The 23,838-nt window shown below is 45.2% G+C and carries 22 protein-coding genes and 1 riboswitch; all 22 genes read left to right on the plus strand.

All coding sequences use genetic code 11. The features are described from left to right. The first annotated feature begins 1,413 nt into the window (after positions 1-1,413). The 22 genes from ACFVS2_RS30700 (at position 1,414) to ACFVS2_RS30805 (ending at position 23,832) form a co-directional block, all read left to right on the plus strand. Complete coding sequence (locus ACFVS2_RS30700) at positions 1,414-2,355, plus strand: accessory Sec system S-layer assembly protein (protein WP_390240200.1); 942 nt, start codon at positions 1,414-1,416, stop codon at positions 2,353-2,355. A gap of 96 nt (positions 2,356-2,451) precedes the next feature. Then, positions 2,452-3,399 (plus strand): SLAP domain-containing protein, encoded by a 948-nt coding sequence (locus ACFVS2_RS30705; protein WP_390240202.1) that lies wholly within the window; start codon positions 2,452-2,454, stop codon positions 3,397-3,399. 41 nt (positions 3,400-3,440) lie between these two features. Next, a complete protein-coding gene (locus ACFVS2_RS30710) occupies positions 3,441-4,436 on the plus strand; it encodes an SLAP domain-containing protein (RefSeq protein WP_390240204.1) in 996 nt (331 codons plus the stop codon). A 179-nt stretch (positions 4,437-4,615) separates the two neighbouring features. Continuing rightward, positions 4,616-7,192 carry a S8 family peptidase gene (locus ACFVS2_RS30715; protein ID WP_390240206.1) on the plus strand — a complete coding sequence of 859 codons (2,577 nt, stop codon included), beginning with the start codon at positions 4,616-4,618 and terminating at the stop codon, positions 7,190-7,192. 61 nt (positions 7,193-7,253) lie between these two features. Beyond that, a riboswitch (SAM riboswitch) is annotated at positions 7,254-7,355 on the plus strand. Positions 7,356-7,488: 133 nt separating this feature from the next. After that, the gene (metK, locus tag ACFVS2_RS30720) at positions 7,489-8,694 is read left to right on the plus strand and encodes a methionine adenosyltransferase (protein WP_217367744.1); all 1,206 of its coding nucleotides are present in this window, start codon (positions 7,489-7,491) and stop codon (positions 8,692-8,694) included. Positions 8,695-8,845: 151 nt separating this feature from the next. After that, entirely contained in the window at positions 8,846-9,862 is a 1,017-nt protein-coding gene (locus ACFVS2_RS30725) for a polysaccharide deacetylase family protein (RefSeq protein ID WP_390240209.1), read from the plus strand. Beyond that, on the plus strand, positions 9,859-11,001 hold the full coding sequence (locus tag ACFVS2_RS30730; protein WP_173619671.1) for a sensor histidine kinase: 1,143 nt from the start codon (positions 9,859-9,861) through the stop codon (positions 10,999-11,001). Before ACFVS2_RS30725 ends, ACFVS2_RS30730 begins: the two co-directional genes overlap by 4 nt. A gap of 33 nt (positions 11,002-11,034) precedes the next feature. Further along, positions 11,035-11,742 carry a response regulator gene (locus tag ACFVS2_RS30735; RefSeq protein WP_015893575.1) on the plus strand — a complete coding sequence of 236 codons (708 nt, stop codon included), beginning with the start codon at positions 11,035-11,037 and terminating at the stop codon, positions 11,740-11,742. Positions 11,743-11,812: 70 nt separating this feature from the next. After that, a complete protein-coding gene (locus tag ACFVS2_RS30740) occupies positions 11,813-12,178 on the plus strand; it encodes a glycosyltransferase family 2 protein (RefSeq protein ID WP_173619921.1) in 366 nt (121 codons plus the stop codon). 149 nt (positions 12,179-12,327) lie between these two features. Then, a complete protein-coding gene (locus ACFVS2_RS30745; RefSeq protein ID WP_390240211.1) occupies positions 12,328-14,316 on the plus strand; it encodes an ATP-dependent helicase ComFA in 1,989 nt (662 codons plus the stop codon). Further along, entirely contained in the window at positions 14,313-15,092 is a 780-nt protein-coding gene (locus ACFVS2_RS30750; RefSeq protein ID WP_390240213.1) for a ComF family protein, read from the plus strand. The genes ACFVS2_RS30745 and ACFVS2_RS30750 overlap by 4 nt, the downstream gene beginning before the upstream one ends. A gap of 87 nt (positions 15,093-15,179) precedes the next feature. After that, a complete protein-coding gene (locus tag ACFVS2_RS30755) occupies positions 15,180-15,608 on the plus strand; it encodes a TIGR03826 family flagellar region protein (RefSeq protein WP_390240215.1) in 429 nt (142 codons plus the stop codon). Between the two features lie 110 nt (positions 15,609-15,718). Next, positions 15,719-15,994, plus strand: coding sequence for a flagellar biosynthesis anti-sigma factor FlgM (gene flgM / locus ACFVS2_RS30760; protein WP_016742371.1), 276 nt, complete (start codon positions 15,719-15,721; stop codon positions 15,992-15,994). Positions 15,995-16,066: 72 nt separating this feature from the next. Beyond that, positions 16,067-16,558: a flagellar protein FlgN gene (locus ACFVS2_RS30765; RefSeq protein WP_390240217.1), complete on the plus strand. Its 492-nt coding sequence runs from the start codon at positions 16,067-16,069 to the stop codon at positions 16,556-16,558. A 12-nt stretch (positions 16,559-16,570) separates the two neighbouring features. Next, a complete protein-coding gene (gene flgK, locus ACFVS2_RS30770) occupies positions 16,571-18,058 on the plus strand; it encodes a flagellar hook-associated protein FlgK (protein WP_390240219.1) in 1,488 nt (495 codons plus the stop codon). Between the two features lie 17 nt (positions 18,059-18,075). After that, a complete protein-coding gene (gene flgL, locus ACFVS2_RS30775; RefSeq protein ID WP_390240221.1) occupies positions 18,076-18,978 on the plus strand; it encodes a flagellar hook-associated protein FlgL in 903 nt (300 codons plus the stop codon). A 19-nt stretch (positions 18,979-18,997) separates the two neighbouring features. After that, on the plus strand, positions 18,998-19,576 hold the full coding sequence (locus tag ACFVS2_RS30780; RefSeq protein WP_390240223.1) for a DUF6470 family protein: 579 nt from the start codon (positions 18,998-19,000) through the stop codon (positions 19,574-19,576). Between the two features lie 13 nt (positions 19,577-19,589). Continuing rightward, positions 19,590-20,006, plus strand: coding sequence for a flagellar assembly protein FliW (gene fliW / locus ACFVS2_RS30785; RefSeq protein ID WP_390240224.1), 417 nt, complete (start codon positions 19,590-19,592; stop codon positions 20,004-20,006). Positions 20,007-20,017: 11 nt separating this feature from the next. Continuing rightward, the gene (gene csrA / locus ACFVS2_RS30790) at positions 20,018-20,266 is read left to right on the plus strand and encodes a carbon storage regulator CsrA (RefSeq protein ID WP_390240225.1); all 249 of its coding nucleotides are present in this window, start codon (positions 20,018-20,020) and stop codon (positions 20,264-20,266) included. Positions 20,267-20,441: 175 nt separating this feature from the next. Further along, positions 20,442-21,266 (plus strand): flagellin N-terminal helical domain-containing protein, encoded by an 825-nt coding sequence (locus tag ACFVS2_RS30795; RefSeq protein WP_390240226.1) that lies wholly within the window; start codon positions 20,442-20,444, stop codon positions 21,264-21,266. 129 nt (positions 21,267-21,395) lie between these two features. Then, positions 21,396-21,974 carry a hypothetical protein gene (locus tag ACFVS2_RS30800; RefSeq protein WP_390240227.1) on the plus strand — a complete coding sequence of 193 codons (579 nt, stop codon included), beginning with the start codon at positions 21,396-21,398 and terminating at the stop codon, positions 21,972-21,974. Continuing rightward, on the plus strand, positions 21,961-23,832 hold the full coding sequence (locus tag ACFVS2_RS30805; RefSeq protein WP_390240228.1) for a motility associated factor glycosyltransferase family protein: 1,872 nt from the start codon (positions 21,961-21,963) through the stop codon (positions 23,830-23,832). The genes ACFVS2_RS30800 and ACFVS2_RS30805 overlap by 14 nt, the downstream gene beginning before the upstream one ends. Positions 23,833-23,838 lie beyond the last annotated feature (6 nt).

Raw genomic sequence — 23,838 nt, forward strand, 5'->3', positions numbered from 1 at the left:
TCTACGAATTCGCCATCTTTACCATTTTTGAACAAAGATACAGCATCTGCTTCTTTGTTGAATTTAACTTCAACAGTTGTACCGTTAATAGCACTAACCCTTACAATAATTTCTAATTGTTCACCAATTCCAGCAAATCACGTCCTACCAGTATTTTCATAGGGCCCATGTTACCCATCATTTGTAGAAAAAAGGAATATGGATGTAGCTTGTTCCTAAGTAATGGAAATCCCCACAATATGGAAGTGTAGTTCTGCCATTGCAAGTTGATGTTTTGAAAAAATAGCAAAATAAAACTGGTAAAAATAAAAAGGATCATTCTATTAGCGAAGAGTTCTCTAACCTTGAAGTAAACGCTTATCCTTGAGTGTTTTTTTTATTGATGCGAAATGTGCATATGCAGAAATGTTAAAAAATCCCTGCAATCAATTTCGATGTTATCACTTATTGTTACATTTGCACTTGTCTTTCCAATCTTATAACCGAACCGGTGGTAGCCTTTGCGCAAGGTGAAAAAAGCGACATGGAAATCGCAATCCAGAAACCGAAAAATACCACCAGACGGCAACGCTCGGAATATAAGCAAATCCGCAGATGATGTTACTGATCAAATCATCCTTATATATAGAAGGAACTGAAAAAATCCATTTGTCCAAGTCAAGGTACATTAGATGGAAGGTATGGGTGGGGACAATAAACTATCCGAATATTTGCAGGTGGAAGAGTAAGGAAGAATAAAACTCGTTCAAGTAAATCAAACAGCTCAAACAGTATATGAGCATGCATGTGTGGTTTACCGTTGATAATGCTACTACAGGTTTACGAATTGATGTGACTATAGATCCAGCATCATTAGGAAATTAGCAAATAAGAAAGAGCCTATCGCATTCGTGATAGGCTCTTATTTTTTTTTTGAAAGCAAAAAAAGAACCAACTGCACAAGACAGTTGGCCAAAAAGCAATTCCCCAAGTTATTTGTTTAGACCCTTACATTTTATCAATAATAAACAATGTTGTAAACTTTAACTCATTATGGAAATGTTATACACGAAACCTTCGACGGCTCGATAGCATAAAAATTTTTTCTTCATTAGATATGCGACTGAGACACGGTGAACGATCAAAGGTGTTTGAATGCTATAGACCGACTAAGAAACGGTCCTTGAGGCTGCGAGCAAACCAGGTTCTCCTTTTTTGCCCCACCGCCCATCCTTCCATTCCTTGACATCCCCTGCTGCGTACGGGTATCCTAACATAATTAACAGTACGAATAAGGAAATGAAAAGGTTGCAAAAGCCTTTTGTTTTCTGCTTGGAATGCCAAGTTTTCTATGTTGCAAAAGGATGTCACTATGCTATAGTGGATGACGAATGTAACTATATATAGATGAAGAGAAAAGTTGGGAGCGACGATATGTTATCCTTCTTGAAGAATTTAATGGGGAAAGAACCGACAACCAATGAGGTGCGGGAGCAGGTGCAGGAGGAATCGATCCTTTCCGCTGCTGATACCGAACAGTCTCATCAGGAAGCGCAACAGGTACATGAGGAATCAACTGGCGTCATCACAACACTCTCGCTGCATGAATTGTGGGAGAAGCAGTTGGGGGCGCAAGAGAAATACTCGCTCTCCTTTATGGCTCAGGAACTGGAACCGTTGCAACGAGGGAATATATCCTTGGCTGGGACTTCACTCGTTCCGCATGACGACGGGATTGAAGTGGTAGCATTCGTTCGGAACAGCACGAACCGTCCAATCAGCCTGAATGAGATGACACTGGTGGTACTGTTTGGGGATCAGGAGCTGTTTACCCGCCAATCCTTTGATTTGAGAGAGCTTGGAGAAATTCCGCCGCGTTCTGCAAGGCCGTGGTCTTTTGTATTTACCAGAGAACACTTTTTACAAGTTGAAGTTCTTCTCGTGAACTGGAAGATTGCCTTTGAGATGGCGCAGAAGAAGATGGTTCTTCCACAGCAGCTGGAGCTGGAGGATTCCTGGATTAAGGCACTGACTGATGAACAAAAAACGTCCTTAATTGAATTAGCGAAGAATCTTCCTGCTCTAAAAGAGGGAGAAGTAAATATACAGAGTGTGCAGATTCGTAGAACCGAAAGTGGTGCTCTGAATGTGATGCTTTTGATTCGCAATGGTTCTACACAGTCGCTGTCCATCGAAACGTTGCCGCTGGCGCTGTATGATGCTAGCGGGGATAAAGTGGCAGAGGGCCTGTTTGAATTAGGAAGCCTGACTGTAAATGCAAATACGAGCAAGCCGTGGCTGTTTATTTTCCCGCCAGAGAGCATTCAAAAGGAAGAGCTGGACTTGTCGCGTTGGAAAGTAAACGTTCCCCAATAAGCCTGATGCAAGAGAGCAAATTTGCATAGGCTAGTCAAAAAAGTTTATCATGATGAGAGAGCTTCGTTCGTGTCCGGACGTGTGAGGAGGTAGCCTATGTTTTCCTTTATGAAGAATTTATTAGGTAAGGATCAACAGGATCTGAAAAAAGATATTCAAGAAGAGTCTGCCATTGATGTCGCTGAGATGAAAAACACCGAGGTCGAAATGGAAGGCAATGAGCAACAGGAAGCTTCTGTAGGTGGAGCTGAAAAGATTCGTACGGAATTGTCTTTGAGTCCGATTTGGGAAAGTGAGCTGGATTCCGAGAAAAAGTATACGCTTCGCTTTTTGCAAGAAGAATTGCCTGAGATTCGTAAAGGCATGATTAGCGTAACGGGATTCAGTATGATTCCGCAGCCAAACGGCATGACGGTAGCTATGTTCTTCCGTAACTCCACGAATAAGCCAGTGCGGATCAAAAACGTTGGATTAGCGATTTATCTCGATGATAAGGCGTTTGCGCGGATCAAGGTGGATTTGTCAGATATGGGAGCAATTCCGCCGCACACCAGCCGTCCGTGGGAGGTATTGTTCCCGGAAGAGAGCTATCTGCATGATAATTTCACCTTTAACCGTTGGAAAGTGGTTATGAAGGCGGGTAGCAATTCGCATGTATGGCCTCGTAATCTGGAGCTCGATCCCGAAATGGAAAAGCGCATGACTGAGCGCCAAAAGGATCGTCTGGAAGCGTTGACGCAGTCTTTGCCATTGATTCCGATTAATACCGTGCAGGTTACTGGTTTTGATATCGGAATGACAAAGGAAGGACATTTGGTAGCAGCGATGCTCTTCCGCAATGGGATGGCCCACGATTACCGTCCAGATGAAATCAAGCTGACGATTGCTGATGCAAATGGTGATCTGGTAGCAACAGGTGTGCTGGACGCAAGTAGCATTAATGTGAAGCCGGGTTACAGCCGTCCGTGGATGATTGTGTTCCCGCCAAATTTAGTGAAAAAGCCTGATGCCGACTTGAAAAGATGGACGCTTGAGGTAGAATAGGGCGCAATACTTTTGAGGTGTGGGAAAGAGGAGGTTGACTTATGAGTTGGTTATTGGAAAATTGGTTTGGTTCCAAGGAGAGCTTGGAGCAAGTACGCGAGGATATTCATGAGAATCTTCATAGAGAGTTTTATTTGGGTGTATCTGGATTAGATAATCCGCAGCAATCTGCGAACCGTGTGGAATCCAAGGAATTGTTTTTGGTGCTGAACGGTCCGTGGGATGATCAATTGGACGAAGCGGAGCATGAGCTCTTGCAATACGCGCATGATGAAATGCCTCCAGTGGTTCGTAACGAAGTAGGTATCATTCCTTTCTTTACGCAGGTTACCAATGATGGTTACTTGGTTCTTACCTACGTTCGCAATGCGACAGACCGCAGCATTTTGCTGCAAAAGCTTCCGTTGTCTTTGGTGACGGAGGATGGAGAAGAAGTCGCGAGAAAGACTTTTGATCTGATCACATCTGGCCCAGTAATGGAAATGTCCAGCCGTCCAATGGAATTCATGTTCCGCTGGGATGAGTTTGACCGCATCCCTGAAAAAGAGGTTCCTCTGAAGCTGGCCTATATCAAGCCGAAAAAGCACGAAGTAGAAGAGAACCAAAACTTTAATTTGGGTCTGAGTGCAGATGAGTCCAAGCAATACATGAAGCAGGCAGCGGAGAAGGCTCCGATTGTAGAGGGCGAAGTAGATTTGCAAGTCCTCGACATCAAGCCAGGTGAAGATAACGGCCTGAAAGTCATCGTTGCTTTCCGTAACGGTCTGGCAAAACGTCTGGAGTTTACCGAAGTGCCGATTATCGTTCATGATAAGGATGGCGATACCGTCGCACGTGTACACTTCACCTTAGAAAACATGAAGGTTGAAGCAAATAGCCATCGTGTATGGGCATTTGATATTCCGTTCTCCTCGATTAAAAAGGAAGAGGTAAATCTGGCGGAACTGACTGCTTTTATTCCGAAAGCACAACAAAGAAAAAAAGAAAAAGCTCAGGTAACACCTGAAGTGGAAGACAATAAAGGTTTGTTACAGTAAGAAGAAAACCCTTTTTGCCCATGGTGAAAAGGGTTTTGTACTGTAATGACGTTCCAAATATTGGGTGATCAGGGTTGCATGTCTCCCTTTTCATCCGCTATGCTAGGACGAGAAGATAAATACCTGAATTCCTTTTAGACTGCTAATTGTGCAGGGGAGAGAAGGAAGGAATGTTTTGCATGAAAAAATCAGTGAACATGTCAGTAGCGACTGCGTTAAGTGTTGCGCTAGTGATGGCAAATAACCAAACGATCTATGCTGCAGCACCACCAGCATCAAATGACTACTATTTAAGTAACCAGCTTCATTTGAGTCAGATTAGAGCTCATCAAGCCTGGTCAGTTGTAAATAGTAATGAACAGATTATCATTGCGGTGTTGGACTCCGGTGCGGACTATAAGCATCCTGATTTGAAGGACAACCTTCTGCCGGGTGTGAATCTTGTCAATCCCGGGAGATCTGCCCAGGACGATAACGGACATGGAACAGAAGTAACTGGTGTACTGGCTGCTAGCGGGAATAACAGTATTGGTGTATCCGGTGTCTTGTGGAATGCCAAGATTTTGCCGATTAAAGTTTTGGCCAAAAATGGAGATACAACGGTGCAGACTCTTGCTAAGGGTATCAATACTGCCTTGGATCGTGGTGCCAAAGTCATCGTGATGTCTCTAAGCAGTATGGCCTACTCTAAGGAACTGGCGAATGCTGTGCAACGAGCGGAAATAAGCGGAGCTGTTCTGATTGCAGCTAGTGGCAATGAGAGTAGCCGTGTGGCTTATCCCGCAGCTTATCCTACGGTGTTAGCGGTAGGGGCTGTAAGGAGTAACAATGAAGTGCTGTATCAAAGCAATACAGGACCTGAGCTGAACCTAGTAGCGCCTGGTTTCAATGTTTATACGACCAAGCTTGGGGGAAAATACGGTTCTTTTAGCGGTACTTCAGCAGCGGCACCACAAGTAGCGGGTGCAGCAGCGCTCATACTAGCTCGTCATCCCAAACTAAGTCCATTTGATGTGAGACAATTGCTTTTTCAAACGGCTACGGACTTAGGGGAAAAGGGATGGGATCGGAAAACGGGCTACGGGTTGTTAAATGTCGACAAGGCAGTTCGAACGGCCTTATCCCATGACTTTTTAGAGCCAAATAATCAGACGTACTCAGCCAAAGCGTTTCCGATCGAATCGCAAATACGTGGAAATTTAGGGCCCAAAGACACGATAGACTGGCTGAAGATGGACATCCCTTACGATGGGAAGGTCAGCTTCTCAGCGTCAGTGACTTCCGGTGTTTCTTCAGCGATGGCAGCTACCTTTTACCCAGAGAATCGTCCGCCGATCACGCAGTACTTCGGGAATGGGGATACGATAACTGTCCCGGTCAAGGCGGGACGAATGAATATCCGGTTAATGCGTAACGGAGGGGTCAACAACGCTTTTACCTACGTGTTGACGAGTAAGTTTACCATCAATCCGGACCGTAACGAACCGAACGATACGCAAGAGACGGCAAGGCCGCTCGTAGGCAACGAAATCAGTGTAACAGGCAATTTCCACGATGAAGGGGATCAGGATTGGTTCTCCTACTATGTTCGTGAATACGGGCATTTGGATGTCTCCGTTAGTCCTGATAACAAGCGTTTCGATCTATTGCTGAGTATCGGTAAACAAGAGCTCGGAAAAAAGATGGTTGTATGGGACCCTAACTACGATAATGGAACGAAAGACAATCCGACAGAACGCGCCCAAAAAGAAGTGTCACCAGGCAAGTATTACATCCGTGTGAGTGAGTACAATCGCAATGCGGTGAATGGCGAATATCAGCTGGATCTGGGATACACGCCAGTAAAAAAAGATTTTAATGAGCCGAATGACACTTATCAAAAAGCGTCTCCGTTAAGCGGTGGAACAGTGATGTCAGGCACAATACCGACAGCTACTGATTCCGACTGGTTCCAATTTACTGTGAATAGTGAATCGTATGTGACGTTCCGAGCGCCGTACATTCCTGTCGATAGTGGCTTTCGTTTTGCGCTCTATAGCGATCGAAACATGAACTATGCGATCGCTTCGACGAATGAGGTAGCGGAGCTGTCTAACCGAGGAAACGATGTTATCGGTTTGCGTTTGCAACCAGGAAAATATTATGTACGCCTTAATAGCGGGACTGCGTTCAAATATGAATCGTACCGACTCACGGTGACACAGCAGAAATTGATAGCGGGCTATCGCGATATTTCGGACCACTGGGCGCGCTCAGAGATCGTCAGACTTAGCTCTCGCGATATAGTAAATGGGTTTAATGATGCGTCGTTCAAGCCGAATCAGGCAGTGACCCGTGCAGAGTTTGCCACGATGCTGCTTAAATCAATGCGTGCGACCGGTTCCAAGGTAGCGACTACCTACACAGGAAAAACGACCTTCAGGGATATGCCAAAGCGGCACTGGGCTTATCACAACCTAGGTGTAGCCTATCAATTAGGGATTTTGAAAGGGTACCCGAAGAATGAAATGAAGCCGGATCAGCCGATATCGCGTGCAGAGATGGCGGTAATGATCGCGCGGGCACGTGATGTCTTGATGTATAACCGTGGTACATCGAATTATCAGGATGTGCCAACGAGTCACTGGGCTTCTCCTGCTATTGAGGCTTTAACATCTAGAAAATGGGTCAATGGGTACGGTTCTTCCTTTAAACCGAATGGAAGGGCAACTCGCGCCGAGGTAGTGGTGGTACTTTCCAAAGCCTATCAACTATAAGTAAAAATTTTCCTATTGACATCTCTGAAAAAAACAATTATTCTATTATCCGTAATGGATACTCTTATCCAGAGCAGGCGGAGGGACTGGCCCTATGAAGCCCGGCAACCGATCTAGAGCGGTGCTAACCAGCAGAACGGACATCTGTTCTGGCCGATAAGAGGATGAAGGAAGCAAAAAACGCTCAAACCTTTTCCTCCTAAAAAATGGAAAAGGTTTTTTATTTGCGTTTACGTAGATAAAATCCTGACTCGGCTACCACACTATTTGTATGAGGTCAAAGGAGGTATTTTCTCATGGCTTTGCAAAAAGGTCGTCGTCTGTTTACATCCGAATCTGTAACTGAAGGACATCCGGATAAAATTTGTGACCAAATTTCCGACTCCATCTTGGATGCGATCCTGTCCAAAGATCCAAACGCTCGCGTAGCTTGCGAAACTTCCGTAACTACTGGTTTGGTTCTCGTAGCAGGTGAAATCACTACAAACACTTATGTGGATATCCAAAAGCTCGTTCGTGAAACCATTCGTGAAATCGGTTATGACCGTGCGAAATTCGGTTTTGACGCTGACACTTGCGGTGTTATTACTGCAATTGGCGAGCAGTCCGCTGACATTGCACTTGGTGTAGACCAAGCATTGGAAGCACGCGAAGGCAAAATGACTGACGCTGAGATCGAAGCAATTGGTGCTGGTGACCAAGGTTTGATGTTTGGTTTTGCTTGCAATGAAACACCTGAGCTGATGCCGCTTCCGATCAGCATGTCCCACCAATTGGCTCGTCGTCTGACTGAAGTACGTAAAAACGGAACACTTGCTTACCTCCGTCCTGACGGAAAAACACAAGTAACCGTTGAGTACGATGGCGACAAACCAGTTCGTATCGATACAATCGTTATTTCTACTCAACATGCTCCTGAAACAACTCTGGAGCAAATCAAGCAAGATCTGGTTGAGCAAGTAATCAAACCAGTTGTTCCAGCTGAACTGTTGGACGCTGATACCAAATACTTCATCAACCCAACTGGCCGTTTCGTAATTGGCGGACCACAAGGGGATGCTGGCTTGACTGGTCGCAAAATCATCGTAGATACTTACGGCGGTTATGCTCGTCATGGCGGCGGTGCGTTCTCAGGTAAAGATCCGACTAAAGTTGACCGTTCCGGTGCTTACGCAGCTCGTTATGTAGCGAAAAACATCGTGGCTGCTGGTCTCGCAGACAAATGCGAAGTACAAGTTGCTTACGCAATTGGTGTAGCACAACCAGTTTCCATCGCAGTAGATACTTTCGGTACAGGTACCATTTCCGAAGAAGCTCTGGTGAAATTGGTTCGCAAACACTTCGACCTGCGTCCTGCTGGTATCATCAAGCAGCTCGACCTGCGTCGTCCTATCTACAAACAAACAGCTGCATATGGCCACTTTGGACGCAATGACCTGAATGTTCCTTGGGAGCAAACAGACAAAGCAGAAGTTCTGAAGCAAGAGGCTGCTCAACTGTAATATTGCTGAATGACATAAAAAGAGCCTGGTATTGCTACTGGGCTCTTTTTCTTTTTAGGAGCAGAGTCATCCAATTATTGGGTCAATTGTTGCACAGGAATTTGTAGGACTGTGTCGAATCTCCTAGTGAGGAAGTAGAGGAGGGGTTTTTTTGCCGAACAGAAGGCTCTTCCTGATCGTGTTTCTTACTTTTTTGTTTTTTGCAGTGGCTATTGGGTTGTTAGGCGAATCTTTTCTGGAAAAAAAGAATAAACAAGAAGTGCAACCTTTTCCCCAAGTGGATACGTCTATAAGCATAAGTGAGACAAAAAATGCTGAGCCAAACGTCACACCAATTGAAGAAGCAGCGGTTCAAACGAAAAAGTGGTATAACAATCAGGTTGTGGTTTTGACGTACCATCATGTCACGGATCAATCGAATCAGCGGTATGTCATAGCTCCTGATCAATTTGCCCGACACATGAAATTTTTGCATGATAACGACCTGAATCCGATATCGTTGGATGAGTTCCTGCGATTTATGGAGACGGGTACCTTACCGACTGAGAATGCTGTTTTGATTACGTTCGACGATGGGTATGAGAGTTATTACAAAGAAGCATTTCCGATCTTACGTACATACGGCTACCCTTCAGTGAACTTCGCGATTGCGGGGCGCTTAAGAGATGTAGCTGATCGAAAACGGGAGAATATGACGCCACCACTTACGCGTCAACAGGTTAACGAAATGACTCATTCGGGACTGGTTACGATCGGGTCCCACACGTACAGTCTGCATGAAGAGGAAGAACGAAATGAGTGGGGCGATCTTGGCCCAGAAACAGCTCCGGTCTATCTGAAAGACTTGCAGCGTTTAGAGGAAGAGAAAGAGTACAGGGACCGCCTCTATGTAGATTTCAGTATATCTCGCGTCAGTTTAAGCGAATGGATGAAGAAAGAGGTTGAGGCTATCTCGTTGCCATTTGGCTACACAAGTCCAATCGTACTGGAGACAGCTCGTCAAGCTGGCTACCGCTATGTGTTTACATCCAATCGTGGATTCGTAAAACAAGGAACAGATCCGTTTGCCATTCCACGCAATGACATGGGACTGCGAGATGTAGAAGAAGAGCACCTCCAACAGTTGTTCACGAAGGCTAAAAATGAGTTTGAAGGAGAGCAATCATGAACAAAGCGATAGACATCAGCGTGCTGGACGGGGTGATCAAGCGAACGATTGAAACCGTAGAAACGAGTAAAACCCAAATATTTGATATAGCTGAAAACGCCAGACAGCATGGCAACTCATTGAAGTTTGATCTACATGAACTTCGACAAGAGATTTCCAAAGTGATTCAAAAAGTCGATGCGCTTGAACTCGCGTATCGTAAATCGCGCAACAAGCTCGTGTTGGTCAGTCGTAATTTTCATATGTACACGGAGGAAGATATCCGGGTTGCGTATGAAGAGGCGAGCCGTATTCAGGTAGAACTGTCCATTTACCGCGAGCGGGAAAATAATTTGAAGCGCAGAAGAAATGATTTGGAGCGTCAACTGCGTACCTTGGAAGAAACCATCGTCCGTGCAGAAAAGCTGGTTTCTCAAATGGGCGTTGTGCTTGGATATTTGACTGGTGACTTAAGTAAGATTGGCGAGGCGCTGGAATCAGCTAAGCAGCATCAGTTGATGGGCCTAAAGGTAATCCAGGCTCAGGAAGAAGAGCGCAAGCGTGTCGCGCGCGAGATTCACGACGGTCCAGCTCAATCGATGGCAAATGTCGTGCTGCGTTCGGAAATTGTAGAACGCATGTTGAAAAACGAGCGCATTTTGGAAGCGCAAATGGAACTGCACGAGTTGAAGGAAATGGTACGTTTGAGCTTGGCGGATGTTCGACGTATTATTTTTGATTTGCGTCCAATGGCATTAGATGACTTAGGGCTAGTACCTACCTTGCAAAAATATATTCAAACGTGCGAAGAGCGTATTCAGTCTTCCATCGATCTGGTAGTATTTGGTGTGGAGCCTCCTTTGCGTAGTTCGGTAAAGGCTGCGATCTTCCGTTTGGTTCAGGAATGTTTGAACAATGTGGAGAAGCACGCAGGCGCTACGACAGTTCAAGTGAAGCTGGAATTTGTACAAGATTCGTTAAGTCTCGTCGTCAAAGACGATGGGGTCGGATTCGATCTTGAAAAACGTATGGCGAATGGCAACTCTTTTGGACTCTTGGGAATGCGTGAGCGTGTACAGCTCTTAGAGGGTAGTGTCGAGCTGCAATCCGCTCTGGGAGAGGGAACCAAGGTTATATTCCAAATACCGATAAAATTGTGACATGAAACGTAAACAAGTACTGGGGGATGAACCATGGATAAGAGACAGCAAGAACTCCGCATTGTGATTGTGGATGACCATCAATTATTTCGCGAAGGCGTAAAGCGAATATTGGAAATGGAAGAAGATTTCAAGGTCGTCGGTGAAGGTGCGGACGGAGGAGAAGCCACAGTATTGGCGGAAGAGCACAAGCCGGATGTCTTGTTGATGGATATTAACATGCCGAACATAAATGGCGTTTCTGCTGCAGAAAATGTGATTTCTGTAAGCCCTTCTACTCGTGTGATTATGCTCTCGATTCATGATGATGAGGGGTATGTATATCGTACACTCCGTGCTGGAGCTTCTGGCTACTTGCTGAAGGAAATGGGAACGTCAGACCTCGTTGACGCTGTGCGTGTAGTGGCGAGTGGTGGAGCATACATACATCCGAAGGTGACGGGCAAGCTGATTGAAGAATTCCGTCGTCTGAGCGAGCAGGAAGGGACGGCAGAACGTAGCTTCTCCGTAGATGAATCGCAAGCCATCGATCCAAAAGTGATCGAATCGCTTACCCGTCGCGAGCGGGAAGTATTGCAGCTGATGGCAGAAGGGAAAAGCAATCGTGCCATTGGGGAATTCTTGTTTATTAGTGAAAAGACGGTTAAAAACCACGTTAGTAGCATTTTGCAGAAGCTCAATGTTCAAGACCGGACACAAGCTGTTGTCATCTCCATTAAAAACGGTTGGGTGAAACTGTAGGAAGCGCTTCCTATTTGCACTCTGTTCAAGCCGTGCGGCATACCTTGGTATAGGAGGAGGTATGACCGTGATGGAAGAGCTGATTGTATGGCTTTTGGCAGCATTTGGCTGCTCCTCTTTGTTGGTAATGATCGCGGAGCGCTGGACGAATCGGACGGATAGCGCGAGCGAGCTCCCGTATGAGCATTATCGGTTGCTGGTGCGCAATTCGGAACAGGTGCTAGAACGTGTAGTGCGGAGTCTGCTGTTTCGCTCGTATTGGAGTGGCAGACCTATCCGAATTACCTTGATAGATGATGGATCAGACGATGATACGAAACAGATGACAGCCGTCTTGAATCGTTATCCGTACGGACATTGTTTGGGAGACGGACAGGAGGAGAAGGCGGCTGGAACCATCGTCATTGATCTGCGGGAGAAAAAAGAGGGAGCATAAAAATTTATTAAGCGTAAATATTACGAGCTGTCGACAATAGATCGGCGGCTTTTTTATTTTTCTACAGCCTGATTTTGATTCCGAAATTTATTTGCCGGACCTGTCTGTCTTTTTGCACACTAAGGGCAAGAGGGCGGGGGAGTGAGCGTATGCGTGAGTATTTGCTGTATATCAAAGCTTACGGCGGATCAATACCACAGGTGCAGACTTATGTTACGCCGAGCTTTTCTATAGATCGTTCTTTTTGGCAGGAAAGAGAAGGGTGTGTCCTGCATGTCATTGGGAAGACATCGTCGCTTGCTCTGGCTTTTTCCTTGCGTGCGAAAGTGAACGGGTATTTGATGGAACAAGTCGGTAAGGGACGGATGCTGACTGATGGATATGTAAAAGAGTTGAGAGCGCTGGCGGTAAGTGGCGTGTGCGAAGCGAGTAGTTTATATGGACGGGAAACAGTGAGCGTACTGGATCGTCGAAGGCAGGGGTGGTTTTCTTGGGAGTCAGTCGAGGAGAGTGTGGAAGTTTCTTATCAAGGTAGCAAAGTATTGGGGAAATTGCCGAGTGCTCAGTTGGGCCTTTTGGGTGGTCGTGAACTTCTTCGAAGGAGCTCATCGCGCGAGAAACCACAAGAAGCTGTTTTGAGCGAGATTTTGGACGGGCGTGCGCTCCTTTGGGATGAAGTGGAGTCTGTGTTGAAAAAGCGAGGGGTGGACGTACATGATTTGTCAGCCATTTTGCATTCATTCGTGCTGGCAAACAAAGCGGAGTGGCGACCTGGCATTCGTTTTACGGTCACAAAAGGATGGTGGCGCAATCGGCTGGAGTTGGTCTGTGAACGCTGCGGAAGTGCAGGAGCGAAGGTGGAATTTACTTATTGTCATACGTGTGAGCAAGGCTGCGCCTATTGCACAGCTTGTTTAGGGATGGGCAGGAGTAAGTGTTGTACACCGTATTTTTTAATGGATGTGGGAGCATCGCTTATCCGTAGTACAGAACACTTGCAGAACGTGGCGAGATTGGAGTGGGCGGGGAGGTATTCGGCAGATCAATCACGGGCAGCGGAGCGTGCGCGTTGCTTTGTAGCCAATCCGAGACCAGGGCTGTCGGAATATTTGATCTGGGCAGTTTGTGGAGCGGGTAAGACGGAGTTGTTATTCCCTTCTGTTACAGAGGCACTTGCCGCTGGCGGTCGCGTTTTGATTGCAACACCTCGAAAAGACGTCGTGTTGGAATTGGCTCCGCGTATTCAGCGAGTCTTTCCAGGGGCTAAAGTGATTGCTGTCCACGGTTCGAGCGCGGAGAAGTGGGAAGAGAGTGACATCACGATTGCGACCACGCATCAGGTCATGCGCTACCATCGGCGTTTTTTGCTGGTCGTACTCGACGAGGCCGACGCGTTCCCGTATCATAATGATCCTATTTTGTATCGCGCTCTATCCAGAGCAGTGAAAAAGAATGGGAAGCTCCTCTATTTAAGCGCGACACCTCCGGGATATTTGCAAAAGCGGCTCGTTAGAAAAGGACGCTCATTCCTAGGCTCGTCTGGCGCGATACCGCTATTCTCTGATACGCATGTTCTGTTACCTGGACGCTATCATGGTGCTGCGCTTCCTGTTCCCAAGATTCTCACGGTACAAGGCTTACATAAGCGCGTTCGGTCGAATCGAATCGTGGCACCGTTTATAGAAGCAGTGAGTAGTTCACTGAGTGAAGGCCGACAAGTTTTTGTGTTTGTCCCGCGAGTTGATGAAATTGACAGGGTGTTATCGTACCTTCAAAAATGGCTTCCTGATCATGCAGGGGAGATGGCTGGTGTTCATGCGGCAGACCCTATGCGGGAGGAAAAGGTACTCGCATTTCGACAAAAACGTTATACAGTCATGGTGACGACTACGATTTTGGAGCGGGGTGTGACCATACCAAAGAGTGACGTAGTAGTGGTAGGCGCGGAGGCACCTGTATTTGACGAAGCGTCATTGGTGCAGATAGCAGGACGAGTAGGACGATCCGTTGATGATACGACGGGGAGTGTTTTATTTTTGCAAGCAGAACGCGCTACTTTTCCAAAGCGGGCCGTCAGACAGATATCACAGATGAACTGCTTGGCTCAAAGTCTCGAGGAACAAAGAGGTCTTTCATGACCAGTAGGATGTGTGTGCGTTGTGGTGGACATATCGTAGCTCTCCAAAAGGAAACGGTCGTTCGTGAAAAGGTGCGACAGCTATCCGATCAGGCGAGCTATCCGGTCATCTACCGGATGTTAAAAGGGATCGTGTTGTGTGGAGTCTGCCTTGATTCCTTGCCGTTGATCGGGCATGATATTTGCCAGCGGTGCGGGCGTGATAGGGAGCTGCAGGTTAGTATCGGCGACGAAGGACTATGCAGGGATTGTGTTCATGGAGAAGATGAGCAGATATTGGTGGCAAATCGGAGCTTGCTTCGCTATGAAAAGGGAGAGAAGGATTTGCTCGGATTGTTTAAATACCGCGGTGACGAGCGGCTTGCTTTATACTACGGTACGCTTCTCGCCATTACGGTTCAGCGTTATTACAGGTCTATGGGGTTTACCTGTATCACGACGGTTCCTTTACATCCACAACGATTGCGGGATCGTGGCTTCAATCAGGTTGATTTGCTGGCCCGCTATTTAGGAGCAGCGATCAAGATTCCCGTGAGACCGCTGCTACGTCGAACGAAGGACACCCCAAAGCTGAGCAAGCAAAAAGGGCGCGCAGCACGCCACGAAAGTATGCGCGAAGCTTTTGTGTGGGATGGCGAGGATATGCCCTTTGCTGCTAAAATTTTGCTCCTTGACGATATTTATACGACTGGTTCGACGTTGCGTTCGTGCGCGAGGACAATCAGAGCACATTTGGGGCCAAGCTGTGAAGTATATTCCTTGACAATATACCGATAGCCAGTTTGGAAAAATTAAGCTATGATGTAGGCATACAACGGATGTAGAACCGTATGAACTTTCTGAACGGAAAAGGGGTAGTCCGATATGTCTATGGGCAAGTTGGCAAACTGCTCGCGGTGTGATGCTGTATTTGTACAAGCAGTCCGTGACATTTGCCCCAAGTGCTGTAAAGAAGTGGAACAAGAATATGAGGCCTGCGCCCAGTTTTTACGCAAGCGTGAAAATCGTGGATCGAATATTCATCAAGTGAGCGAAGCCACCGCTGTGAGCGTGAAGCAAATCACGAAGTTTATCAAGGAAGGGCGCATTTCGGTTGCCGGAAATCCAAATCTTGGTTATCCATGTGAGCGCTGCGGTTTTCTGATTCGAGCAGGCAACATTTGCGAATCTTGTCTAAACGGCTTGAAGCATGAAATCACGCAACAAATCGAGGTAGAGCAGCGATTGGAGGAGTTCCAACGCGCCGATCTGGCTAAGGCAGCTTATCGAAGAAAGCAGAATAGTGACGAATAGTTTTGTGCAAAAAAACTAATCGTACATCATGAAATTGCCGATGATACTACTAAGAGGTGTCATCGGTTTTTTCTATGAAAAGACCGTTGGTATGAGAGGATGGTAATCAGATGCGGATTAATGAACCTAACCGTGTCGGGATGATCAATGCTTACAACAAGACAGGTAACAACCAGGTAGGCAAAAGTGGCAAAATCCCGATGGGCAAGGATGAAGTAAACATTTCCACAGAAGCGCTAGAAATGCAAAAGCAAGTAGAAGATGTCAACTCTCCACAACGTCGGGAAAAAGTGGAGCAGTTGAAGAAGCAAGTGGAGGAAGGAAAATATCACGTCTCAAGTGAGCGGATCGCTGATAAGCTCCTGTCCTTTTGGAAAAAGCTGTAACACAGATCTAGAGAGGGCTTTTTGAACAGCCTCTTTAAATAGTTTTCGATGGAAGATGAGGAGAAGCAAGGAATGAACAGACTCTACGATCTGCTCGACAACTTGATCCAGTTGCACAAAGCCTTGTACACCTTAGCCATGCACAAGAAAGAAGTGCTGGTAAGAGGGAATGTGGATGAACTTATAGCCATTACACGCCAGGAGCAAAAACTGATCAAGGGCGTCACAGAAGCTGAAGCAGGCCGCCAGCAAGTCGTAAAAGAACTGACAGCACAGAAGGGCTTTGCGCTGCAAGAAGGCACACTGGCTGAATTGATCAAGTTGACGACCAGTGCGGAAGAGAAAATGCGACTCACTTCCTGTCGTAATGAGCTAAGCCGGATTGTGACCGAACTGCGCGATGCTAACGACCTGAATCAGCAGTTACTGGAGCAATCCCTTTCTTTTGTAAACATGACGCTCGATCTGATCACGGATACGCCCGAGGACGACTTCATCTACGGAAGGCCGACCTCGGATACGTATCGTCAGGCTAATCGAACTTTTTTCAATAAAAAAGCGTAAAGAGGTGTCGAAATGCGCTCTACTTTTCATGGAATTGAAGTCAGCAAACGCGGCTTGTTCGCTCAACAGTCCGCGCTAAATACAACGGGACACAATATCTCCAATGCGAATACGGAAGGGTACAGCCGCCAGCGCGTGAATATGCAGGCTACGAATGGTTTGCCTTATGTGGGGATGCAGGCAAGTATAGAGCCAGGCTTGCTCGGTACCGGTGTGCAAGCTACTAGTATTCAGCGTCTGCGAGAAGAGTTTTTGGATATTCAGTATCGGAACGAATACAAACGCCAAGGCTACTGGGATGGTCGTTTGGAAACGTTGGAGAAATTAGAAGGGATCATGAACGAGCCTTCTGACACTGGCTTGCAAAAGGTCATGGACCAAATGTGGCAAGCATGGCAGGACTTGGCCAAAGATCCGACAGATACATCTGCTCGGGCAGTTGTTCGGGAACGAAGCAAGGCAGTAGCGGATACATTCAATACGCTAACGAAACATATTCAAGAAGTACAAACAGATCTCAACAATGTGGTTAACGTAAAAGCCATGGAGATAAACTCCTTGGGCCAACAGATTGCTAGCTTGAATAATCAGATTGCTAACGTTGTACCGCATGGTTATCAGCCAAACGATCTCTATGACCAACGTGACGTATTGTTGGATAAGCTCTCCAAACTGGTGGAGGTTCGTGCAACTCAATCAACAGCTGGTATGGTAAACGTGACCATTGAAGGTCGTGAATTTGTTACTGGAATTACATCGCAGCCAGTAGCTACTGTACAGAATCCAGCTACGGGCCTGAGTGACATGACGCTGGGCGGAGCGGCATTTGTGCCGACAACTGGCTACATGGCAGGAACGATCCAATCTCGTGATCAGATCGTACCGAACATGCTGAAACGCTTGGATGTTTTGGCTGTGAATCTGACGAAGGAAATCAATGATCTGCATCGGGCAGGTCGAAGCTTGAGTGATATTAACAATGGCACTGTACAGGATCTGCCATTCTTCGTAGATGCGAACTCACTGGCTGCTAATCCGGCATCCAAAAACTATCCAACAAGTGCATCTGGGATTGTAATTAATCCAGAAATTATGAAGAGCTTGGATGCGATTGCGGCAGCACAAGCAGAAGCAGGCGGCACTCCTGTAGGGAATAACAAGAGCGCTCTCGCCATCGCTTCGATCAAGTTCAAGGTGTTGGCTGCGGGTGCAGGACCAAACGATTTGGCAGAAAGCTCTACATTAGATAATTACTATCGTTATACGATTAGCCAATTGGGTGTTGACGCCCAAGAAGCTGAGCGTAACCAATTAAACTCCGAAATGCTCGTCGGTACCGTAGATAGCCAGCGTCAATCTGTATCTGGCGTATCGATCGATGACGAGATGGCAGAAATGGTGAAATACCAGCATGCATACAGTGCCTCTGCTCGCGTCATGACAAGCATGGACGAGATCTTAGACAAAGTCATCAACGGCATGGGCCGAGTGGGCCTCTAATTAGGAGGGAATAGATTATGGCAGTACGTGTAACGCAGAACATGCTGAATAGTAATATGCTGCGGAATTTGCATAAATCGATGCGGAATATGGATAGTTTGCAGGATCAATTGTCTTCTGGAAGAAAAATTGAGAAACCTTCTGATGATCCAGTCGTAGCGGCGCGTGGAATGTTTTACCGCTCTTCGCTGATGGAGAATGACCAGTATAAGCGGAATGTGAATGAAGCACAGTCTTGGATGGACATGACAGACAATACCATGGATGAAGTGGGTAGCGTCATGAAGCGTATCAAGGAACTGTTAGTTTACTCTGGGGATGGCGCCATTTCGCCTGACGACTTGAAAACAATGGGATCCGAAGTTCAGGAACTGAAGAATCATTTAGGAACTCTTGCTAACCAGCAAATAAATGGAAAGTATATCTTTGCGGGAACTGATACAAATAAAGCTCCCTATGATCCAAATGCAAACGGCGGTAAAGGAGATTTTGTAAGTACAAATAGTTCTCCCATTAATTTAGAAGTGAGTCAAAATGTATTTGTTACATCGAATATCAATGCCCAAAACATTTTTAATTTCCCTGACAATGCAAATAATATGTTTAAATTGCTTGATAACATTATGACTGAACTGAATAACGGAAGATCTGCTTCCCAATTTATTGGAGGATTAGATCAGCAGTATGATAAGCTCTTAGCCGAGCGAGCATCATTAGGTGCTAGTGTGAATCGTGTGGACTTAATTGCGGAGAGGCTCAATTCCCAAGAAGTAAGCATTACGGGATTAATGTCGAAGAATGAAGATGCTGATATGGCTGAAGTTATGACCGATCTAAAAACGCAGGAAAGTGTACATTCAGCAGCACTCGGTTCTGGAGCCCGCATTATTCAACCAACTCTGCTAGACTTTTTGAGATAGAGAGTAGGAGGATGGCGTGATGCAGATTCCACAAATACGCATGGAAAGTACTTTTGCGCAACTTGGCCTAAATATCCGAAAACCGATACAGGAAATCAAGCAGCCTCAAGCGGAAATGAACCTTAGCCAAAAGCCCGCAGAGCTCAATGTTGAACAAGGAAAGATCGAGCTACAGATCGATTCTAGCCAGGCACGCGCAAACATCGGCATCATGACCTCGATGCAGTTTAGTGACAAGAACGCAGCGTATGGGCGGGAGAAATGGTTACAGGCGATCGCTGAGAAAAGTCAAGATGGCGACCGTATGATGAAAATTTACACAAAAGAGAATGCGATCGCGGAAATTGGCAGAGAAAAAGGCTTAAAAGTATTAGAGGGCGGGTACAGACCACCGTCAACATCTAATGATGAGGGTGTTGATATTAATTTTCAGGTACACCCGGTGTCCATCCATGTCACGCGGAATGGCATGAGCATTGACCCTGTATCAAGACCTCCGGAACTTTCCTATACTCCGGGTAAGGTAGAGCCTTATATGATACAATATAATAGCCTGAAGATTAGCGTGACAGGAAGTCAACTGGATCAAATGATGTAAGCGAGGGGAAAACATGAGTGGAAGTCAACAGATTGAATTAGGTAGGCTTTTTTTTGAGGATGGCATCCCGGGGTTTTCTCATTTGCAGTTTTTTCAGTTGATGCAAGAAGAGGATAGTCCCTTTTTTCTGATTCAATCGACAGAAGAGAAGGATATTGGTTTTTGGGTCATTGATCCTTTTTCCTTTTTCCCTGACTACAAGTTTGAACTATCCAATGTAGCAAAAGAAGCATTACGAGTGGAAGAGGACTCGCCAATCGGAGTGTTTTCTATCGTTACAATCCGGGGAAACAATCAAGCAACAGTAAACCTAAAGGCTCCAATTGTTGTCAACCTGTCGAATCGGATGGGAAGGCAGGTCATTATACAGGAAGATATATACTCCATTCGTCAGCCGTTGTTCGAGCAACAAGCTGTCAACAGAAAGTAGGTGGTGTTTGCATGCTCGTCCTTTCTCGAAAGAAAAATGAATCGATCATGATTGGAGACACCATCGAAATTAAAATCATTTCCATTGATGGAGATCAGATCAAACTTGGCATCGAAGCACCGCGTAATTTGGATGTGCATAGAAAAGAGATTTTTGAAGCCATTCAGGAAGAGAATCGGCTTGCTACGAAGAATCAGAGTGATTGGGCTGCTGTGAAGCAGCTTTTTCAAACAAGCAAGGAGAAAAAAGATGGTCAGTAGATCATCTTTTTTCTTTTTTTGCAGAAAAAAGTAGAAAAAACACTAAACACACAAATGCTCCCAACCGATAACTATAGTGTAGGGACAAAGTCACAAGCGCGCGATTGTGAATCGTCTCAAAATATTGCAACAGTCACAGGGACGTGACTGTCGACAACTCAAGGAGGAACTTTACATGATTATCCAACACAATATGTCCGCAATGAACACTCACCGTCAACTGGGTGTAAACTCCGGTAACCTTTCCAAAAACGTTGAGAAACTGTCTTCCGGCTACCGCATCAACCGTGCTGCTGACGACGCTGCTGGTCTCTCCATCTCCGAGCGTATGCGCGCACAAGTTCGTGGTATGGAACAAGCTTCCCGCAACTCCCAAGATGGTATCTCTCTGATCCAAGTTGCTGAGGGTGCATTGCAAACAGTTAACAACATGCTCGTTCGCGTTAAAGAAATCGCTACTCAATCTGCAAACGGTACTTACCAAGATTCTACTGACCGTTCCCGTCTGCAAGAAGAGTTGGATGAGTTGACTAAAGAGGTAACAAACATCATGTCCAACACCAAATTCAACAGCATCTCTTTGCTGGATGGAAACGGTGGCAAAGACATCGATTTGCAAATTGGTCAAGAAAAAGCACAATCTTTGACTCTCGTTACTTCCAAATTTGACCTGAAATCCGTTGAGGATATGGTTAAAAAATGGAAAATCGGTTCCCAAGGCGGAGCTAAGAGCGTATTGGGTAGCATCGATGCTGCGATCAACCAAGTTTCCGCAGCTCGTTCTTACCTGGGTGCGAACCAAAACCGTCTGGAAAACACAATCAACAACCTGAACATCACTGCTGAGAACCTGACTGCTGCTGAATCTCGTATTCGTGACGTAGATATGGCGAAAGAGCAAATGGCGTTCACTAAGAACAACATTCTGACTCAAGCTTCTCAAGCAATGTTGGCACAAGCAAACCAATTGCCACAAGGTGTTCTGCAATTGCTGCGTTAATCTTTTCTCCTTTAAAAAAGCACGGACTTCTTTGCAGAAGTCGTGCTTTTTTTTATTTCCATCTTTATCATATAATTGAACGTCTAAAAGTTTCCGATATACATAATGACTGACATTAAGGAGGCACTTATGAAAATTATTGCGAATAAACAAGAGTTTCATATACAAGATCAACAAACCGTTACTTCTATTATATCTTTTATAAACCAAATTATTGCTGAAAGCTCAATGGTTTTCTGTGGGATGAACGTGGATGGAGAGGAAATTTACGATCATTTTGAAGAGTTTTTATCCGAGAAGGAATCGATTCAAGTTATTGAGCTGATTTTGATGACAAAAGAGCAACTTGCAAAAGAAACGCTTATCTCCATTCGTGAGTATGTGAGCAGAGCGCTAACGATACTCCCAGGGGTTGTTGAGGCGTTCTATTCTGGTAGCCCTTCTTCAGAGGAGTGGACAAAATTATCTCAAATGATCGAGGGTGTACAGTGGATACAGAACTCTTCACAATATTACGCTGACCTTGATTTTGTTGATAGCTTTGTTTTTACGCAACAGCTTGAAGACTTGAATACCGCTGTTATGCAACAAGACCATACGATGATTGCAGATATTATTCAATATGAAATCATTACGAAATATGAAGCATTGCATCAAGGAATTGGTGAACTCTCCATGCATGAGGTGGGCCAGCATGATGCAAATTGATAACCTAACGTGTTTGAAAAAGTTCTACCCGCAGCTCTGGGACAACTTTCAGAAATATGATCGAAATGAGAATGAAAAAGTACGTGTGGAAGAAACGAAAACAGGTGGAAGCACGATCGCTGTCCAGATCAATTCTGGATGGAACTATATACACAGCAAATACAATCCGGTACAAGAAGCACAACGCTTTATTCAAACTCTCGAAGATATCGGAGATCGCCATGTCCTGTTTTATGGTGTCGGTCTCGGTTATCACATTGATGAATTTATACAATTGCATCCATCGGCCATGTTTTCCATTTACGAGCCTAACGCTGCTATTTTTTCAAAGTTAGTGGAAAGTAGATCGCTAGAGGATTGGGGTCCTTCGAAAAAGCTTGTCCATTTGATGCTAGAGGTACGGGCAGAAGATGTGAAGAGCCAATTATCGCAGTTTACGCATTTGCAAGATAAAGAAGTATATGTGGTCGTTCATCCCAGCTACGAGAGAATTTTTGCAGAGCAAACGAAAGCTTTTATTGATACATTTAGAGATGTTGTCTATGAGGCGCGTAACAGATTGTTAACAGGTCAAGTCTTTGCGAAAAGGATGGCAATCAATGGCTTGTTCAACATGCCTCATATTATGAAAACCCCAAATATTTTAGATGGCCATGGAGGACATTTTAAAGATAAGCCAGCCATCATTGTGGGGGCAGGTCCATCCTTGAACGATGAGTTTGAGAACTTGCGCTACATCAAAGAAAATGGACTTGCATACATTTTTTCCGTAGGTTCAGCCATTAACCAATTGATTAATGCTGGTATTACACCGGATGCGACTTTTGCTTATGATGGTAGTGCATTGAACTCCAAGGTGTTTGAAAAAGTGATTGATAGCAAAATCGATAATGTTCCCTTAGTGTTTGGTAGTACAATGGGTTTTGAAACCGTTAATAATTATCATGGTAAAATGGCGAACTTCTTGGTTCGTGACGATTACATCATGGACATGTTTATTAAACGAAATGACGATAACACATTCCATTACATTGATAGATTTGGAAGTATTGCGACCTTAACACTACAAGTTTTGAGCCATATTCAATTTTCACCGATTATTTTAGTGGGTATCAACCTTGCCTTTCGTGGAAATGAAATATATGCAAAAGGTATCAATTATACGGAAACTGAGTTGACTGATTGGAGAAAAGAGCAGGCTATTGTTGTAAAGGATGTTGAAGGGAAAGACACATACACCAGTAAGCTCTTCTTGTCTATGAAAGATGAGATGGAGCAGTTGATCGAACGCGTCTCACATCCAGATATCATCAATTCCACAAAAGAAGGGGCTCATATCGAAGGAACAGTCTTCTCACCCTTGGAAACCGTCATTCGTGAAAGACTAAGTACAACGGGGATTGTTCAACACGATTGGATAGATTTAATTAATGATACGTTTTCTTACGACTTGGAACATTTCAAGATGACTGTGAAAACAATGACAAAAGAAAGTACGGAACTAGAAGTTGTTTTCAAGCGATTTGAAGAGTTGTTTGATGAGATGGAGCATTACATCTCTAGTCAAAATTCCCGACAGCTTGATTTGTGTTTTAACAAATTTGATAAGCTCTTTGATCGCTTGCAAAGAAATAAGTACTACCTAAGAATCGTTCAATCCATGAATTATATTGAGTTTAATTTAATACTCAAGATGTTTGATGAGGTACGGTCTTATTCAGATACCGTGATGAAAGCACGCAGAGTTATCGATCAGTTTAAAAACTATTTGTTTGCCACTAAAAATGACAGTATCGCAATTAAAAGATTGCTAGAAGATATGTACGAGAAAGTGATTGGGGAAGGCAGCGCAACTTGATACGGA

Origin of the sequence: Brevibacillus sp. NPDC058079 (genome assembly GCF_042885155.1) — a bacterium.
In the GTDB taxonomy this organism is placed as follows: Bacteria; Bacillota; Bacilli; order Brevibacillales; family Brevibacillaceae; genus Brevibacillus.

Bases quoted from the DNA above. Each gene is read 5' to 3' on its own strand.
- ACFVS2_RS30795 (WP_390240226.1), top strand. From the start codon at position 20,442: ATGATTATCCAACACAATATGTCCGCAATGAACACTCACCGTCAACTG.
- csrA (WP_390240225.1), top strand. From the start codon at position 20,018: ATGCTCGTCCTTTCTCGAAAGAAAAATGAATCGATCATGATTGGAGAC.
- flgL (WP_390240221.1), top strand. From the start codon at position 18,076: ATGGCAGTACGTGTAACGCAGAACATGCTGAATAGTAATATGCTGCGG.
- ACFVS2_RS30800 (WP_390240227.1), top strand. From the start codon at position 21,396: ATGAAAATTATTGCGAATAAACAAGAGTTTCATATACAAGATCAACAA.
- ACFVS2_RS30755 (WP_390240215.1), top strand. From the start codon at position 15,180: ATGTCTATGGGCAAGTTGGCAAACTGCTCGCGGTGTGATGCTGTATTT.
- ACFVS2_RS30765 (WP_390240217.1), top strand. From the start codon at position 16,067: ATGAACAGACTCTACGATCTGCTCGACAACTTGATCCAGTTGCACAAA.
- ACFVS2_RS30780 (WP_390240223.1), top strand. From the start codon at position 18,998: ATGCAGATTCCACAAATACGCATGGAAAGTACTTTTGCGCAACTTGGC.
- ACFVS2_RS30750 (WP_390240213.1), top strand. From the start codon at position 14,313: ATGACCAGTAGGATGTGTGTGCGTTGTGGTGGACATATCGTAGCTCTC.
- ACFVS2_RS30710 (WP_390240204.1), top strand. From the start codon at position 3,441: ATGAGTTGGTTATTGGAAAATTGGTTTGGTTCCAAGGAGAGCTTGGAG.
- flgK (WP_390240219.1), top strand. From the start codon at position 16,571: ATGCGCTCTACTTTTCATGGAATTGAAGTCAGCAAACGCGGCTTGTTC.
- fliW (WP_390240224.1), top strand. From the start codon at position 19,590: ATGAGTGGAAGTCAACAGATTGAATTAGGTAGGCTTTTTTTTGAGGAT.
- ACFVS2_RS30715 (WP_390240206.1), top strand. From the start codon at position 4,616: ATGAAAAAATCAGTGAACATGTCAGTAGCGACTGCGTTAAGTGTTGCG.
- ACFVS2_RS30700 (WP_390240200.1), top strand. From the start codon at position 1,414: ATGTTATCCTTCTTGAAGAATTTAATGGGGAAAGAACCGACAACCAAT.
- ACFVS2_RS30745 (WP_390240211.1), top strand. From the start codon at position 12,328: ATGCGTGAGTATTTGCTGTATATCAAAGCTTACGGCGGATCAATACCA.
- ACFVS2_RS30740 (WP_173619921.1), top strand. From the start codon at position 11,813: ATGGAAGAGCTGATTGTATGGCTTTTGGCAGCATTTGGCTGCTCCTCT.
- ACFVS2_RS30705 (WP_390240202.1), top strand. From the start codon at position 2,452: ATGTTTTCCTTTATGAAGAATTTATTAGGTAAGGATCAACAGGATCTG.
- metK (WP_217367744.1), top strand. From the start codon at position 7,489: ATGGCTTTGCAAAAAGGTCGTCGTCTGTTTACATCCGAATCTGTAACT.
- ACFVS2_RS30730 (WP_173619671.1), top strand. From the start codon at position 9,859: ATGAACAAAGCGATAGACATCAGCGTGCTGGACGGGGTGATCAAGCGA.
- ACFVS2_RS30805 (WP_390240228.1), top strand. From the start codon at position 21,961: ATGATGCAAATTGATAACCTAACGTGTTTGAAAAAGTTCTACCCGCAG.
- ACFVS2_RS30735 (WP_015893575.1), top strand. From the start codon at position 11,035: ATGGATAAGAGACAGCAAGAACTCCGCATTGTGATTGTGGATGACCAT.
- flgM (WP_016742371.1), top strand. From the start codon at position 15,719: ATGCGGATTAATGAACCTAACCGTGTCGGGATGATCAATGCTTACAAC.